Genomic DNA, 15,288 nt, shown 5'->3' on the forward strand with positions numbered 1-15,288 from the left:
ACCGCTGGGTGGCGCGCTCACCAGCCTTCAATCCCCTTACATTTCGCAACCCAAATTGATTGGGCCCGAACCGGCTAAGACGATAGTTTCCGTCCCCGTATGGCGGGCCGGCACCCACATTCGACACCCACCAATCAAGCTGCAAGGAAGCAACTCGATGACCCGACGCAAGACACCCTCAATGGCAGACACCGACATCCCGAACCCAGGGCCTGCGCCCCTGATCGAGGCGAAGGTGGAGTTCGGCGCCCTTTCCTTCCGGGCACACAGTGACGAACCCCGAAAGCCTCCCCGCAAGAAACCCCGCAACAGCGGGCTCGACAGCCTGGGAGGCGGTCACCTTCCTTGATCACTCCAGGGATCAACGGAGCGCGGCACCTGTGCTGCGCTCCACCGGCAACCGCCAGGTCGACAGACGTAATCGTCTATAGTCAATTGACCTGCATCATGCTTTGCTGCATTCGCTACACCATTCAAGATTTTTCCCCAACGCGACCAAAGGTCGCACCCTTGAGCCAGAGCGACAGGCGTATCATTGCGCCACTGCAACACCCCTTTCTGACCCCGGTCGGCACGCATCGACCGAGGCATTTTTCCACTGCCGTGGGATGCAATGATGAGCAACCAGATTCCGGTACACGACGTCACGCCCCCCAACAAGAACGCAAGCACCAGCGTCGACCTTTACGCCTCACGAGAAAAGATCTACACCCGCGCCTTCACCGGCCTGTTCCGCAACCTGCGGATGATGGGCGGCACCGTGCTGTTCCTGCTGTACTTCGGCACGGTCTGGCTCGACTGGGGCGGCCATCAGGCCGTGTGGTGGAACCTGCCGGAGCGCAAGTTCTTCATCTTCGGCGCAACCTTCTGGCCCCAGGACTTCATCCTGCTGTCGGGCATGCTGATCATCGCCGCGTTCGGCCTGTTCTTCATCACCGTGTACGCCGGCCGCGTCTGGTGCGGCTACACCTGCCCGCAAAGCGTGTGGACGTGGATCTTCATGTGGTGCGAGAAGGTCACCGAAGGCGACCGCAACCAGCGCATCAAACTGGACAAGGCGCCCATGAGCGCCAACAAGTTCCTGCGCAAGTTCGCCAAGCATGCGCTGTGGCTGCTGATCGGCTTCGTCACCGGCATGACCTTCGTCGGCTACTTCTCGCCGATCCGCGAACTGGTGTTCGAGTTCTTCACCGGCCAGGCCGACGGCTGGTCGTACTTCTGGGTGGGGTTCTTCACCCTCGCCACCTACGGCAACGCCGGCTGGCTGCGCGAGCAGGTGTGCATCTACATGTGCCCGTACGCCCGCTTCCAGAGCGTGATGTTCGACAAGGACACCCTGATCGTCTCCTACGACCCGCGCCGGGGCGAAACCCGCGGCCCGCGCAAGAAAGGCACGGACTACAAGGCCCAGGGCCTGGGCGACTGCATCGACTGCACCATGTGCGTCCAGGTCTGCCCGACCGGCATCGACATCCGCGACGGCCTGCAGATCGAATGCATCGGCTGCGCCGCGTGCATCGACGCCTGCGACAGCATCATGGACAAGATGGACTATCCGCGCGGCCTGATCAGCTACACCACCGAGCACAACCTGTCCGGACAGAAGACCCACAAGCTGCGTCCGCGCCTGATCGGCTACGCCGTGGTGCTGCTGGCCATGATCAGCCTGCTGGTGACCGCGTTCTTGATGCGCTCGCTGGTCGGGTTCGACGTCAGCAAGGACCGCGTGCTGTACCGCGAGAACGCCGAAGGCCGGATCGAGAACGTCTACAGCCTGAAGATCATGAACAAGGACCAGCGCGACCACACCTACGTGCTGGAGGCCGCCGGCTTGCCGGACCTGCGCCTGCAGGGCAAGCGCGAGATCAAGGTGCCTGCCGGCGAAATCTTCAGCATGCCGGTCGAGCTGTCGAGCGCACCGGAGCAACTGCCGTCGAGCACCAACGAGGTGAAATTCATCCTCAAGGACGCCGATGACGACAGCGTCCACGTTGAAGCCAAGAGCCGATTCATCGGCCCACAAAACCGTTGAGAGAAGTGAACATGCCCGCAGCCACTGCCGCAAACCCATGGTACAAGCACCTCTGGCCCTGGATCATCATCGGGATCCTGGCCTGCTCGGTGACCCTGACCCTGTCCATGGTGACCATTGCGGTGAACCACCCGGACAACCTGGTCAACGACAACTACTACGAGGCCGGCAAAGGCATCAACCGTTCGCTGGACCGCGAACTGCTGGCCCAGACCCTGAACCTGCGCGCCAGCGTGCACCTGGACGGCGTCACCGGCGAGGTCGACCTGCGCCTGAGCGGCAATAGCCAACCCAAGACCCTGGAGCTGAACCTGATCTCGCCGACCCAACCGGAAAAGGACCGCAAGATCGTCCTGACCCGCAGCGAGGCCGAGAACGGCCGCTACATCGGCCAGCTGGCGGACAAGATCGAAGGACGCCGGTTCGTCGAGCTGCTCGGCAGCCAGGACGACCACGTCTGGCGCATGTTCGAAGAAGAGCTGGTCAGCCACGACAAGGACCTGCTGCTGGGCGACGAGCCGCTGCAAGGCGCGGAAGACCTGGACAAGTAAAAGGCTGCGCGAAGTGCATTCGCGGGCAGCCCCGCTCCCACACCGGATCTGCGGCGTTCACAGAACCTGTGGAAGCGGGCCTGCTCGCAATGAGGCCCTCCCGGACATGAAAGACTCCACCTGATGACCACCCCACTCCCCTGCTACCACTGCGCCCTGCCCGTCCCGCCCGGCAGCCGCTTCACCGCCGTCGTGCTCGGGGAGCCCCGCGAGTTCTGCTGCCCCGGCTGCCAGGCCGTGGCCGAAGCCATCGTCGCCGGCGGCCTGGACAGCTACTACCGGCACCGCAGCGAAGCCTCGGCCAACCCCGAGGCGCTGCCGGTGCAACTGGTGGATGAACTGGCGCTGTACGACCGCGCCGACGTGCAGCAACCGTTCGTGCGCCACGAAGGCGAGCTGGCCGAAACCACGCTGCTGATGGAAGGCATCAGCTGCGCCGCCTGCGGCTGGCTGATCGAGAAACACCTGCGCACGCTGCCGGCCGTGGCCGAGGCACGCCTGAACCTGTCCAACCATCGCCTGCACGTGCGCTGGGCCGACGCGCAACTGCCGCTGAGCCGGATCCTCGCCGAACTGCGCCAGATCGGCTACGCCGCGCACCCGTACCAGCCCGATCGCGCCAGCGAGCAGTTGGCCGGCGAAAACCGCCGGGCCCTGCGTCAGCTCGGCGTCGCCGGCCTGCTGTGGTTCCAGGCCATGATGGCGACGATGGCCACCTGGCCGGAGTTCAACATCGACCTGAGCCCCGAGCTGCACACCATCCTGCGCTGGGTCGCGCTGTTCCTCACCACGCCCATCGTGTTCTACAGCTGCGCACCGTTCTTCAAGGGCGCCATGCGCGACCTGCGCACCCGCCACCTGACCATGGACGTCTCGGTGTCGCTGGCCATCGGCGCGGCCTACGTCGCCGGGATCTGGACCTCGATCACCGGGGTCGGCGAACTGTATTTCGATGCGGTGGGCATGTTCGCCCTGTTCCTGCTCGCCGGACGCTACCTGGAGCGCCGCGCCCGAGAACGCACCGCCGCCGCCACCGCGCAACTGGTGAACCTGCTGCCGGCCTCGTGCCTGCGGCTCGACGCCGCCGGGCAGAGCGAGCGCATCTTGCTCAGCGAACTGTGCCTGGGCGACCATGTGCTGGTGCCGCCCGGCGCAGTCCTGCCGGCGGACGGCCGGATCCTGGACGGCCGCTCCAGCGTCGACGAGTCGCTGCTGACCGGCGAATACCTGCCGCAGGCGCGCAGCGTGGGCGACGCGGTCACCGCCGGCACCCTCAATGTCGAGGGCGCGCTGACCGTGCAGGTGCAGGCCCTGGGCCAGGACACCCGGCTGTCGGCCATCGTCCGCCTGCTCGACCGCGCCCAGGCCGAAAAGCCCCGGCTGGCGGAAATCGCCGACCGCGCCGCCCAATGGTTCCTGCTGCTGTCGTTGATCGCCGCAGCCGCCATCGGCTTGCTGTGGTGGGAACTGGACGCGTCGCGGGCCTTCTGGATCGTGCTGGCGATGCTCGTCGCCACCTGCCCCTGCGCACTGTCCCTGGCCACGCCGACCGCGCTCACCGCCGCCACCGGCACCCTGCACAAGCTCGGCCTGCTGCTGACCCGCGGCCATGTGCTCGAAGGCCTCAACCAGATCGACACGGTGATCTTCGACAAGACCGGCACCCTCACCGAGGGACGTCTGATGCTGCGCGCGGTGCGCCCTCTCGGCGCGCTGGACGGCGACCGTTGCCTGAGCCTCGCCGCTGCCCTGGAGAACCGCTCGGAACACCCGATCGCCCGGGCCTTCGGCCGCGCCCCGCTGGCCGCCGAGGAAGTCCACAGCCTGCCGGGGCTGGGCCTTGAAGGCCGGGTCGGCGAACAGCGGCTGCGGATCGGCCAGGCCGGTTTCGTCTGCGGCCTGAGCGGCGCCGGCGTGCCGCCGATGCCGGACGAGCCCGGCCAATGGCTGCTGCTGGGCGACACCCAAGGCCCGCTGGCCTGGTTTGTCCTCGACGACCGCCTGCGCGCCGATGCGCCGGCCTTGCTGGCCGCGTGCAAGGCGCGGGGCTGGCGCACGCTGCTGCTGTCCGGCGACAGTTCGCCGATGGTCGCCGGCGTAGCCGCCGAGCTGGGCATCGACGAGGCCCGCGGCGGCCTGCGCCCGGACGACAAGCTGCAGGTGCTGCAGCAGTTGCACAAGGAAGGCCGCAAGGTGCTGATGCTCGGCGACGGGGTCAACGACGTGCCGGTGCTGGCCGCCGCCGACATCAGCGTGGCCATGGGCTCGGCCACGGACTTGGCCAAGACCAGCGCCGACGCGGTGCTGCTCTCCAACCGTCTGGACGCCTTGGTGCAGGCCTTCACCCTGGCCCGCCGCACACGCCGGGTGATCATCGAGAACCTGCTGTGGGCCGCGCTGTACAATGGCCTCATGTTGCCGTTCGCCGCCCTCGGCTGGATCACCCCGGTGTGGGCGGCGGTCGGCATGTCGATCAGTTCGCTGACCGTGGTGCTCAACGCCCTGCGCCTGACCCGCCTGCCGGGCGCGCCGGCCGTCCACGCCACGTCAGAAACCCGCCCGCTGCCGGCCTGAGCCGCGCGGGCATGGAGTACAGATGCCAGCTCTTTACATAATGATCCCGGCCGCGCTGCTGATCGTGGCCATCGCCGTGTACATCTTCTTCTGGGCGGTGGACAGCGGCCAGTACGACGACCTCGACGGCCCGGCCCACAGCATCCTGTTCGACGACCAGGACCCGAACCACACCGCCGCGGTGGACGAAGCCAAGGCGACCCCGCCGGACGACAAGGCGCCGCCCCATGCTTGAGCTTGCGCCGCTGCTGGTGTCTGCGCTGATCCTCGGCCTGCTGGGCGGCGGGCATTGCCTGGGGATGTGCGGCGGCCTGATGGGCGCCTTGACCCTGGCAATCCCCAAGGAACAGCGCAGCCGGCGCTTTCGCCTGCTGCTGGCCTATAACCTGGGGCGCATCCTGAGCTACGCCGCCGCCGGCCTGCTGATCGGCCTCGCGGGCTGGGCCGTGGCCAACAGCCCCGCCGCGCTGTTCATGCGGGTGCTGGCCGGGCTGCTGCTGATCGCCATGGGGCTGTACCTGGCCGGGTGGTGGAGCGGCCTGACCCGCATCGAAAGCCTCGGCCGCGGGCTGTGGCGCCATATCCAGCCTGTGGCCAACCGGTTGCTGCCGGTGTCGAGCCTGCCCCGCGCCCTGCTGCTCGGGGCGCTGTGGGGCTGGCTGCCCTGCGGGCTGGTCTACAGCACCCTGCTGTGGTCGGCCAGCCAAGGCAATGCGCTGGACAGCGCGCTGCTGATGCTCGCCTTCGGGCTCGGCACCTGGCCCGTGCTGCTGGCCACCGGGCTGGCCGCCGAGCGGGTCACGGCGCTGCTGCGCCAGCGCAGCGTACGTATGGCGGGCGGTGTGCTGGTGCTGCTGTTCGGCCTGTGGACCCTGCCCGGACCGCATCAGCATTGGCTGATGGGCCACTGAGTGGCAAGGGGCTTGCCCCCTCCCCACAGGTTCCAGGCCGGCTCGCCGACCGGCTTTGATGCAAATCAAGATGCCCCCTCGCCGTCTCCCCTAGACTCGCCGACACTGCCAGCCTATCCGGGGGAATGCCCGCATGCTCGACGCCATTCGTTGGGACACCGATTTGATCCGCCGCTACGACCTGGCGGGGCCGCGCTACACCTCGTACCCGACGGCCGTCCAATTCAACAGCCAGGTCGGCACCTTCGACCTGTTCCACGCCCTGCGCGACAGCCGCAAGGCCCTGCGCCCGTTGTCGCTGTATGTGCACGTGCCGTTCTGCGCGAACATCTGCTACTACTGCGCCTGCAACAAAGTCATCACCAAGGACCGCGGCCGCGCGCTGCCCTACCTGCAACGCCTGGAGCAGGAAATCCAGCTGATCGCCTGCCACCTGGATCCTGCGCAGAAGGTCGAGCAGCTGCACTTCGGCGGCGGCACCCCGACCTTCCTCAGCCATGACGAGCTGCGCCAACTGATGGCGCACCTGCGCAAGCACTTCAACCTGCTGGACGACGATTCCGGCGACTACGGCATCGAGATCGATCCCCGCGAAGCCGACTGGTCGACCATGGGCCTTCTGCGCGAACTGGGCTTCAACCGGGTCAGCATCGGGTTGCAGGACCTCGACCCCGCCGTGCAGCGGGCGGTCAACCGCCTGCAGAGCCTGGAGGAAACCCGTGCGGTGATCGATGCGGCACGCACCCTGCAATTTCGCTCGATCAACATCGACCTGATCTACGGCCTGCCGAAGCAGACCCCGGACAACTTCGCCCGCACCGTCGAGGAAGTCATCCACCTGCAACCGGACCGGCTCTCGGTGTTCAACTACGCGCACCTGCCGGAACGCTTCATGCCGCAGCGGCGGATCAACGGCAACGAGCTGCCGAGCCCGGCGCAGAAGCTGGAGATGCTGCAACGCAGCATCGAGCAACTGACCGCCGCCGGTTACCGCTACATCGGCATGGACCATTTCGCCCTGCCCGACGACGAACTGGCGGTGGCCCAGGAAGAGTCGACCCTGCAACGCAACTTTCAGGGCTACACCACCCACGGCCATTGCGACCTGATCGGCCTTGGCGTGTCGGCGATCAGCCAGGTGGGCGATCTGTACTGCCAGAACAGCAGCGACCTGAACCAGTACCAGAACACCCTGGCCGGGGCCCAGCTGGCCACCAGCCGCGGCCTGGTCTGCAACGCCGACGACCGTCTGCGCCGGGCGGTGATCCAGCAGTTGATCTGCAATTTCAGCCTGGACTTCGCCGACATCGAACGCGCCTTCAACATCGACTTCCAAGGCTACTTCGGCGCGCTCTGGCCGCAACTGCAGGACATGGCCCGGGACGGCCTGATCGAGTTGGACAGCGAACGGATCAACGTACTGCCTGCAGGACGCTTGCTGGTGCGCTCGGTGTGCATGGTGTTCGACGCCTACCTTGAGCAGCAGAACCGCCAGCGCTTTTCCCGGGTGATCTAGTCCTTCGTCAGCAGCGAGGCGGTCTTCATGTTCTGCTCCGAGGTCAGGCCCGATTGATCCACAACCTTGGCGAGGGACAGGTTGGCCGTGATCAGGCCAGTGTTGAGGGCGGAGATGGCGCTCTTGAGTGCGGCGATCTTGGCCGTCCGCTCTTCGTTGGAGAGGGTCTTGTCGGCCATCACGGCGTTGATGCGCGCGTTCTTCTCGGTGATCTGCTGCCGAAACTTGCGGATCATCTTGAGCAACTGCTGGACGTTCTCCGGCAAGTCGCTGCCTTCGATGTCATGGTTGTCGCCGCCGAAACCGGCGGACTTCTCCAAGGCCTCGCCGGACAGCGACACTTTGACGCTCTCGACCAAGGTCGGGGTTGCCGACAGCGCCGATACGGTTTCCGGCTCGGCGCCGGCGGAGTCTCTAACACCTTCCGGCAACGGCACAACACCGCTGCTGCCGGGGTTCAACGTGCCAATGGCGGCCATCGGAACGGTTCCTTGCATGCCTTCTGATAGCAGGTTATCGGCCACAGCCCCGTGGGCTTTACATCCCTGGGGCCGTCTCGCCACAGGCTGGCCTGAATGTCCTGTGCTGAGTTACCCTTACGCCTTATGTGTGTTTTCCCACAAGGATCAAAGAAATGTCCGAGCCAGTTAAACTGCGCGCTCACAACCAGGCCCATTGCAAGGACTGCAGCCTGGCCCCTCTCTGCCTGCCACTTTCTCTGAATCTGGAAGACATGGATGCGCTGGACGAAATCGTCAAACGCGGCCGTCCGCTGAAAAAGGGCGAGTTCCTGTTCCGCCAGGGCGACGTGTTCGATTCCGTCTTTGCAGTACGCTCCGGCGCCCTCAAGACCTTCAGCCTGAGCGACACCGGCGAGGAGCAACTGACCGGCTTCCATCTGCCCAGCGAACTGGTCGGCCTGTCCGGCATGGACACCGAGAAGCACCCGGTGTCCGCCCAGGCCCTGGAGACCACGTCGGTCTGCGAGATCCCGTTCGAGCGCCTCGACGAACTGGCCCTGCAACTGCCGCAGCTGCGCCGCCAACTGATGCGGGTGATGAGCCGCGAGATCCGCGACGACCAGCAGATGATGCTGCTGCTGTCGAAGAAGACCGCCGACGAGCGCATCGCCACGTTCCTGGTCAACCTGTCCGCCCGCTTCCGCGCCCGCGGCTTCTCGGCCAACCAGTTCCGCCTGAGCATGTCGCGCAACGAGATCGGCAACTACCTGGGCCTGGCGGTGGAAACCGTGTCCCGGGTCTTCACCCGCTTCCAGCAGAACGAGCTGATCGCCGCCGAAGGCAAGGAAATCCACATCCTCGACCCGATCCAGCTGTGCGCGCTGGCCGGCGGCTCCATCGAAGGCTGATCTCGACCCGCGGCCGAGCGAACCGTTTCAGCCGCGGGTATACTGCGCCGTTTGCAGCCCTGCCAGGACACCTCGACGATGCCCTTCGATTCCTTCGACATCAAATCCCTGATCCGCCCCGTGATCGACTTTCCGAAACCGGGCGTGATCTTTCGCGACATCACCCCGCTGTTCCAGTCCCCGACCGCCCTGCGCCAGGTGATGGACAGTTTCGCCCACCGCTACGTGGAAGCCGACTTCACCCACATCGGGGCAATGGACGCGCGCGGGTTCCTGATCGGTTCGGTGCTGGCCTACCAGCTGAACAAGCCGCTGGTGCTGTTCCGCAAACAGGGCAAGCTACCGGCCGACGTGCTGGCCGAAGGTTACGCGACCGAGTACGGCGAAGCCTTCCTGGAAGTGCATGCCGACAGCCTGTGCGAAGGCGATTCGGTGGTGATGTTCGATGACCTGATCGCCACCGGCGGCACCCTGATCGCAGCCGCCAACCTGATCCGCCGCATGGGCGCCCGGGTGCACGAGGCGGCCGCGATCATCGACCTGCCGGAGCTGGGCGGTTCCCAGCGTCTGCAGGACATGGGGATTCCTACGTTCTGCCTGACCCGGTTCGCCCTGACCGACAAGTAAGCGACGCCTTTTCGGTCGTCAGCGCCAGCAGGCTGGCTCCCACAGGGGTGGGGATCGTGTTCCCCCCCTGTTGCAGCACCGCAGCCTCACAGCCCCATCTGCTTGCCGATGATCTCGTTCATCACTTCCCGCGTCCCGCCGCCGATGGACAGGATCCGGTTGTCCCGGTACAGCCGCTCCACCCGGCTCTCGCGCATGTAGCCCAGGCCGCCGAGGATCTGCACGGCTTCGGTGGTGATGCGCTCCGAGGTGTCCGTGGCGAAGTTCTTGGCCATGGAGATCTCCTTGATCACGCTCTGCCCCGCCGCCATCTTCGCCGCCTGCCGGTAAGTGAACTCCCGCGACACCTCCAGCGCCGTGGCCATTTCGGCCAGCTTGTGCCGGATCACCTGGAACTTGCCGATGGGCTTGCCGAACGCCTCACGCTCCCGGGCCCAGGCCAGGCTGTCCTCCAGGGCCATCTGCGAGGTCATGTTGGCCATCAGCGCCAGGGCCAGGCGCTCGCTCTGGAAGTTGCCCATGATGCAGGCGAAGCCCATGTTTTCGGCCCCGATCAGGTTGCCCGCCGGCACGGGGCAATCGTCGAAGAACAACTCGGCCGTGTCCGACGCCCACCAGCCCATTTTCTTCAGTTGCCGACCCACGGTGAAACCCGGCGTGCCCTTCTCGATCATCAGCAGGCTGATGCCGCCGAACCCGGGCGCGCCGGTGCGCACCGCGACGGTGTAGACGTCCGCGCGCACGCCGCTGGTGATGAAGGTCTTGCTGCCGCTGACCCGATAGATGTCCCCGTCGCGCACGGCGCGGGTCTGCAGGTTGGCGACGTCGGATCCGCCGCCGGGCTCGGTGACGGCCAAGGCACAGATTTTCTCGCCGCGCAGCACCGCCGGCACCACGCGGTCACGCACGTGGGGCCTGGCCCACTTGAGGATCGGCGGCAAACCGATGTCCAGCGAGCCGAGGCCCGCCACCAGGCCGCCGGAGCCGCAGCGCATCAATTCTTCGCTGGCGGCGACCTTGGCGAACAGGTCGCCTTCGTGGCTGCCGCCCAATGCCTCTGGATAGCCGATGCCGAGGATGCCGGCGGCGCCGGCCTTCAGATACAGCTCACGGGGGAAGCTTTCGGCTTCTTCCCACGCATCGATGTCAGGCAGGATCTCGCGCTCGACGAAACGTCTGACGCTGTCGCGGATCATCTGGTGGCTGGGGTCGAAGTATTCCTGGAAGGCGGGCATCGGCGAACTCCACGGAAAGGTTCGCCGACGTTAACCGAGCGCTTGCTTGGTTTTCAACAGGATTGTGTGGGTATCAGAAGGATCGAGGGGATTCTATCGCCAGCAGGCTGGCTCCCACATTGAAATAGTGTGGGGGCCAGCCTGCTGGCGATGGGGCCGAAACCGGCAGCCGACCTTCAGAGGGAAATCGGCTTGCGCCCGGCGAACGAGTGGGCCAGCGTCCCGCCGTCCACCAGCTCCAGCTCGCCGCCCAGCGGTACGCCATGGGCGATGCGCGAGGCGACCAGGCCTTTGTTGTGCAGCAGTTGGGCGATGTAGTGCGCCGTGGCCTCGCCTTCCACCGTCGGGTTGGTGGCGAGAATGACTTCGGTGAAGGTGCCCGCCTCTTCGATGCGCGCCATCAGCTGGGGAATGCCGATGGCCTCAGGACCCAGGCCGTCCAGCGGCGACAGGTGCCCCTTGAGCACGAAGTAGCGCCCGCGGAACCCGGTCTGCTCGACCGCGTAGACATCCATCGGCCCTTCCACCACGCACAGCAGCGTGTCGTCGCGGCGCGGATCGGCGCATTGCGGGCACAGGTCGTCTTCGGTCAGCGTGCGGCACTGGCGGCAATGCCCGACCCCCTCCATGGCCTGGCTCAGCGCCTGGGCCAGACGCGTACCGCCGCTGCGGTCGCGTTCGAGCAACTGCAACGCCATGCGCTGGGCAGTTTTCTGACCCACTCCCGGCAAGGTTCGCAGGGCGTCGATCAGTTGGCGAATCAAAGGGCTGAAGCTCATGGGGAAAAGTCCGACAAAACAACGAGACGCGGTTTATACCCGCGCCTCCGGACAGCGTCAATTGTCCGGCCCTACGGGCCCGGGACGCCTCTTGAAGGCGGCACCTGCAAAAATGCCAGGCAAACGCCTGGCATTTTCGTGTTGCGTGCGATGCGCGAAGCCGATCAGAACGGCAGTTTCATGCCCGGCGGCAGTTGCATGCCGGCGGTCATGCTGCCCATTTTCTCCTGGCTGTTGGCTTCGATCTTGCGCACGGCGTCGTTGACGGCGGCGGCCACCAGGTCTTCGATCACTTCGCGGTCGTCATCGTCCAGGCCCGGCAGCAGGCTCGGGTCGATGCTGACGCGCTTGAGGTCGTGACGGCCGGTCATGACCACGCTCACCATGTCGCCGCCCGCCTTGCCGGTGACTTCGGCGTTGGCCAGCTCTTCCTGCATCTTGGCCATTTTTTCCTGCATCTGCTGCGCCTGCTTCATCAGGCCGGCCATGCCACCTTTCATCATGGGAATCACCTCAAAAAGTACTTGGATCAAAACGGCGCCCGGCGTTCGCGGCCCGGCGCCTTCATTGGTTAGCCCTGGGCGACCAGGGCATCGACAGGTTCAATAGTATCGTGCCGCACGACCGCGCCGAACTGCTGCACCATCTGCTGGATGAACGGATCGCCGTGGATCGACTCCTCCGCCTCGCGCTGACGGTCGGCGCGGCGGCGGGACGCAGCCTGGGCCGGCGTTTCCTGCTCAGGCTTGATCAGCTCGATGGACAGGCTCAGCGTGCGCCCATGGTACTGGTTCAGCGCATCGTTGAGCCGGCGCTGCTGGGTGGCGTTGAACAGCGCGCTGTGGGCCGGATCCAGGTGCAGCAGCCAATGGTCGCCGTCGACCGCGATCAGCGTGCAGTTGGCGGCGATGCTGCCGGTCATGCCGGAGACCGGCAGTTTCGGGAACAGCTCCAGCCATTGCAGGGCCAGGCCGGTGGCCGGCGCCGCAGCAGGTTCAGGCTCGGGCTCCGGCGCAGGTTCGGCGGCGTGTTCGCTGGCCAGGTCATCCAGGTAACTGTAGGCCGAATCCATGTCCGGCTCGATGTAGTCCTCGTCCAGCGGCGGTTCGTCGTCCGCGTCCATGCCGGGGGTCGCGGCATCGACATCGGCCATGGACGGCTCGGGAATCGCCGCCGAAGCCCACTCCGGCGCATCCGGCACCACGCTGTCCGGGGTCGGCGACAGCACCGGCGGCAGGTCCGGCTGCTCGGCGACGGTGTCCAGCACCGGCTCGACGGCCGGCTGCTGCACCGGAACCGCATCCACCGGGTCGTTCCACGGCAGGTCGACGACCGGCTCGGGCTCGGCGACGGGTTCCGGCTCGGGCTCCGCTGATGGAGCGGCCTGGACAGGCTCCGGGGCCGGTTCCGGGGCAGGCGCAGGTGCGGGCACCGGCGCAACGGCCGCCGGCGCGGGGGCCGGCTCAGGATCGGGAGCAACCGCCGCCACCGAAGCAGCCTTCGGCGCGGCAGCCACTGCGTTCGCGGAATCAACTGTGGCCTGGCTGATCCCCACCGGCTTTAGCGTTTGCCTCGGGGCGTCCGTCGCGTCGGCGGGCCGGAAGGCCAGCATCCGCAACAGCACCATCTCGAAGCCGCCGCGCGGATCCGGCGCCAGCGGCAGGTCGCGGCGGCCGATCAGGCCCATCTGGTAATAGAACTGCACGTCTTCGGCAGGCAACGCCTGTGCCAGCGCCAGCACGCGGTCACGGTCGCCGTGGCCGTTGTCGACGCCGTCCGGCAGCGCCTGGGCGATGGCCACGCGGTGCAGCACGTTGAGCATCTCCGAGAGCACGCCGTTCCAGTCAGGCCCTTGCTCGGCCAGATGGCGCACGGCTTCGAGCAAGGCCTTGGCATCGCCTTCGATCAACGCATGCAGCACGTCGTAGACCTGGCCGTGATCCAGGGTGCCGAGCATCGCCCGCACATCGGCGGCCAGCACCTTGCCTTCACCGAACGCGATGGCCTGGTCGGTCAGGCTCATGGCGTCGCGCATCGAGCCGTCCGCCGCGCGGCCCAGCAGCCACAGGGCGTCGTCCTCGAACGGCACGTTTTCGGCGCCGAGCACGTGGGTCAGGTGCTCGACCACCCGCTCCGGGGTCATGTTCTTCAGGGAGAACTGCAGGCAGCGCGACAGAATCGTTGCCGGAAGTTTCTGCGGGTCGGTGGTCGCCAGGATGAACTTGACGTAGGGCGGCGGCTCTTCGAGCGTCTTGAGCAACGCGTTGAACGAGTGGCTGGAGAGCATGTGCACTTCGTCGATCAGGTAGACCTTGAAGCGTCCGCGGCTCGGGGCGTACTGCACGTTGTCGAGCAGCTCGCGGGTGTCTTCGACCTTGGTGCGGCTCGCGGCGTCGATCTCGATCAGGTCGACGAAACGGCCTTCGTCGATCTCGCGGCACACCGAACACTCGCCGCAGGGGCTGGAAGTGATGCCTGTCTCACAGTTCAGGCATTTGGCGATGATCCGCGCAATGGTGGTCTTGCCGACCCCGCGGGTGCCGGTGAACAGGTAGGCGTGGTGCAGCCGCTGGCTGTCCAAGGCATTGATCAGAGCCTTGAGCACATGGGTCTGGCCGACCATTTCGCGGAACGAGCGCGGACGCCATTTACGTGCAAGAACCTGATAACTCATCGAAAACCGTCGCGGCAAAGGAAGCAGAAGCGGCTAATGCTAGCGGAGCAAGGGCAAAATTGCATCCGGTGTCCTCGCCTAATCTGGCTAAGCTGCATGCTCAGAGGCGTTTATCGGTTCGGGATCGGGAATTGCCGGAGCGTTTATGCGGTGGGCCTTGGGGACAATGCTGGGGATCAGCCTGAATGTGGCGGCGTCGGACGCGCCGCTGCGCTTCGTCGTCGCCGACAGCTGGGCGATGCCGATGGTGCAGTTCGAACGCGGCCGCCCGACCCAGGGCATCCTGTACGACATGATGCTCAGCCTCGCGACCCAGGTCGGCGTGCCGGCGCAATTTCATGTGCTACCCCGCACCCGGGTGCAGAACGCCATGGAGCACGGCGAGGTCGACGTGCGCTGCTATGCCGCGCAGTCCTGGCTGCCCAACCAGTCCGGCGACTACCTCTGGAGCGTGCCGCTGCTGTTCCAGCGCGACCTGCTGATCAGCCTTCAGGGCCCGCCCGCCGGCATCGACTCCGCTGACCTTGCGCACCAACCCGTCGGCACGGTGCTGGGTTACGCCTACCCCACCCTGCAACCGCTGTTCGACAGCGGCCGCCTGCAACGCGAAGACGCACGCAACCAGGAACAGGTGCTGGAGAAGCTCATCGCCGGGCGCTACCGCTACGCCGTGAGCAATCAATGGACCCTGGACTGGTTCAACCAACGCCTGCTGCCGGGGCAGCAACTGCAAGGGGTGGCGGTGCTGCAGGAGCAGCATGTCGGCTGCTACGTGAGGAACGATCCGCAGGTGCCGGCGCAGCGGATCCTGCGCACGCTGCTGAGGATGAAAATGTCGGGGGAGATCGATGACATCATCCGGCTCTACACCGGCACGCCCGAAAGCTCCAAATGACCCTATGAAAGCCAGATCAGCGGCCACCGCAAACCTGTAGGAGCTTGCCTGCAAGCGATGAGGCCGGCACATCCGGCATCACCAGTGCCTGCCCCGCCGCCATCGCCAGCAGGCTGGCTCCCACA

General features: G+C 66.1%; 14 protein-coding genes. 9 read left to right on the forward strand and 5 right to left on the reverse strand.

All coding sequences use genetic code 11. The features are described 5' to 3' along the window. The first annotated feature begins 616 nt into the window (after window positions 1-616). The 6 genes from ccoG (at window position 617) to hemN (ending at window position 7,584) form a co-directional block, all read left to right on the forward strand. The gene (gene ccoG, locus CAG31_RS00710; RefSeq protein WP_085577882.1) at window positions 617-2,032 is read left to right on the forward strand and encodes a cytochrome c oxidase accessory protein CcoG; all 1,416 of its coding nucleotides are present in this window, start codon (window positions 617-619) and stop codon (window positions 2,030-2,032) included. A gap of 11 nt (window positions 2,033-2,043) precedes the next feature. Further along, window positions 2,044-2,583: a FixH family protein gene (locus tag CAG31_RS00715; protein WP_085577883.1), complete on the forward strand. Its 540-nt coding sequence runs from the start codon at window positions 2,044-2,046 to the stop codon at window positions 2,581-2,583. 123 nt (window positions 2,584-2,706) lie between these two features. Beyond that, the gene (locus CAG31_RS00720) at window positions 2,707-5,157 is read left to right on the forward strand and encodes a heavy metal translocating P-type ATPase (protein ID WP_085577562.1); all 2,451 of its coding nucleotides are present in this window, start codon (window positions 2,707-2,709) and stop codon (window positions 5,155-5,157) included. A 22-nt stretch (window positions 5,158-5,179) separates the two neighbouring features. Continuing rightward, window positions 5,180-5,392, forward strand: a complete 213-nt coding sequence (gene ccoS / locus CAG31_RS00725; protein WP_085577563.1) for a cbb3-type cytochrome oxidase assembly protein CcoS — start codon at window positions 5,180-5,182, stop codon at window positions 5,390-5,392. Beyond that, window positions 5,385-6,068 carry a sulfite exporter TauE/SafE family protein gene (locus CAG31_RS00730; protein WP_085577564.1) on the forward strand — a complete coding sequence of 228 codons (684 nt, stop codon included), beginning with the start codon at window positions 5,385-5,387 and terminating at the stop codon, window positions 6,066-6,068. The genes ccoS and CAG31_RS00730 overlap by 8 nt, the downstream gene beginning before the upstream one ends. Window positions 6,069-6,201: 133 nt before the next feature. Beyond that, a complete protein-coding gene (hemN, locus tag CAG31_RS00735; RefSeq protein ID WP_085577565.1) occupies window positions 6,202-7,584 on the forward strand; it encodes an oxygen-independent coproporphyrinogen III oxidase in 1,383 nt (460 codons plus the stop codon). Here the strand turns inward: hemN and CAG31_RS00740 are convergent. Continuing rightward, window positions 7,581-8,063, reverse strand: coding sequence for a hypothetical protein (locus tag CAG31_RS00740; protein ID WP_085577566.1), 483 nt, complete (start codon window positions 8,061-8,063; stop codon window positions 7,581-7,583). The two genes, hemN and CAG31_RS00740, sit on opposite strands and share 4 nt — an antisense overlap. 155 nt (window positions 8,064-8,218) lie before the next feature. On the opposite strand from CAG31_RS00740, the gene fnr reads away from it, so the two are divergent. Together fnr and CAG31_RS00750 are read left to right on the forward strand one after the other, a co-directional pair. Continuing rightward, window positions 8,219-8,953, forward strand: coding sequence for a fumarate/nitrate reduction transcriptional regulator Fnr (fnr, locus tag CAG31_RS00745; RefSeq protein WP_085577567.1), 735 nt, complete (start codon window positions 8,219-8,221; stop codon window positions 8,951-8,953). Window positions 8,954-9,031: 78 nt separating this feature from the next. Beyond that, window positions 9,032-9,580, forward strand: a complete 549-nt coding sequence (locus CAG31_RS00750; RefSeq protein ID WP_085577568.1) for an adenine phosphoribosyltransferase — start codon at window positions 9,032-9,034, stop codon at window positions 9,578-9,580. A gap of 86 nt (window positions 9,581-9,666) precedes the next feature. Here CAG31_RS00750 and CAG31_RS00755 read toward each other — a convergent pair whose 3' ends face one another. The 4 genes from CAG31_RS00755 to dnaX all read right to left on the reverse strand — a co-directional run bounded on the left by CAG31_RS00755 (window position 9,667) and on the right by dnaX (window position 14,268). Beyond that, a complete protein-coding gene (locus CAG31_RS00755; RefSeq protein WP_085577569.1) occupies window positions 9,667-10,815 on the reverse strand; it encodes an acyl-CoA dehydrogenase family protein in 1,149 nt (382 codons plus the stop codon). A gap of 176 nt (window positions 10,816-10,991) precedes the next feature. After that, window positions 10,992-11,594, reverse strand: coding sequence for a recombination mediator RecR (gene recR, locus CAG31_RS00760; RefSeq protein ID WP_085577570.1), 603 nt, complete (start codon window positions 11,592-11,594; stop codon window positions 10,992-10,994). 164 nt (window positions 11,595-11,758) lie between these two features. Then, window positions 11,759-12,097, reverse strand: coding sequence for a YbaB/EbfC family nucleoid-associated protein (locus CAG31_RS00765; protein ID WP_085577571.1), 339 nt, complete (start codon window positions 12,095-12,097; stop codon window positions 11,759-11,761). Window positions 12,098-12,165: 68 nt separating this feature from the next. Then, the gene (gene dnaX / locus CAG31_RS00770) at window positions 12,166-14,268 is read right to left on the reverse strand and encodes a DNA polymerase III subunit gamma/tau (protein ID WP_085577572.1); all 2,103 of its coding nucleotides are present in this window, start codon (window positions 14,266-14,268) and stop codon (window positions 12,166-12,168) included. A gap of 145 nt (window positions 14,269-14,413) precedes the next feature. Here dnaX and CAG31_RS00775 point away from each other — a divergent pair, with 145 nt between their 5' ends. Next, window positions 14,414-15,163, forward strand: a complete 750-nt coding sequence (locus CAG31_RS00775) for an ABC transporter substrate-binding protein (RefSeq protein ID WP_085577573.1) — start codon at window positions 14,414-14,416, stop codon at window positions 15,161-15,163. Window positions 15,164-15,288: the final 125 nt, after the last annotated feature.

It is taken from the genome of Pseudomonas sp. R25(2017) (genome assembly GCF_002112565.1).
In the GTDB taxonomy this organism is placed as follows: Bacteria; Pseudomonadota; Gammaproteobacteria; order Pseudomonadales; family Pseudomonadaceae; genus Aquipseudomonas; species Aquipseudomonas ekonensis.

Bases quoted from the DNA above. Each gene is read 5' to 3' on its own strand.
- CAG31_RS00765 (WP_085577571.1), bottom strand. From the start codon at position 12,097: ATGATGAAAGGTGGCATGGCCGGCCTGATGAAGCAGGCGCAGCAGATG.
- hemN (WP_085577565.1), top strand. From the start codon at position 6,202: ATGCTCGACGCCATTCGTTGGGACACCGATTTGATCCGCCGCTACGAC.
- CAG31_RS00755 (WP_085577569.1), bottom strand. From the start codon at position 10,815: ATGCCCGCCTTCCAGGAATACTTCGACCCCAGCCACCAGATGATCCGC.
- CAG31_RS00715 (WP_085577883.1), top strand. From the start codon at position 2,044: ATGCCCGCAGCCACTGCCGCAAACCCATGGTACAAGCACCTCTGGCCC.
- CAG31_RS00730 (WP_085577564.1), top strand. From the start codon at position 5,385: ATGCTTGAGCTTGCGCCGCTGCTGGTGTCTGCGCTGATCCTCGGCCTG.
- dnaX (WP_085577572.1), bottom strand. From the start codon at position 14,268: ATGAGTTATCAGGTTCTTGCACGTAAATGGCGTCCGCGCTCGTTCCGC.
- CAG31_RS00720 (WP_085577562.1), top strand. From the start codon at position 2,707: ATGACCACCCCACTCCCCTGCTACCACTGCGCCCTGCCCGTCCCGCCC.
- ccoS (WP_085577563.1), top strand. From the start codon at position 5,180: ATGCCAGCTCTTTACATAATGATCCCGGCCGCGCTGCTGATCGTGGCC.
- recR (WP_085577570.1), bottom strand. From the start codon at position 11,594: ATGAGCTTCAGCCCTTTGATTCGCCAACTGATCGACGCCCTGCGAACC.
- CAG31_RS00750 (WP_085577568.1), top strand. From the start codon at position 9,032: ATGCCCTTCGATTCCTTCGACATCAAATCCCTGATCCGCCCCGTGATC.
- ccoG (WP_085577882.1), top strand. From the start codon at position 617: ATGAGCAACCAGATTCCGGTACACGACGTCACGCCCCCCAACAAGAAC.
- CAG31_RS00775 (WP_085577573.1), top strand. From the start codon at position 14,414: ATGCGGTGGGCCTTGGGGACAATGCTGGGGATCAGCCTGAATGTGGCG.
- CAG31_RS00740 (WP_085577566.1), bottom strand. From the start codon at position 8,063: ATGGCCGCCATTGGCACGTTGAACCCCGGCAGCAGCGGTGTTGTGCCG.
- fnr (WP_085577567.1), top strand. From the start codon at position 8,219: ATGTCCGAGCCAGTTAAACTGCGCGCTCACAACCAGGCCCATTGCAAG.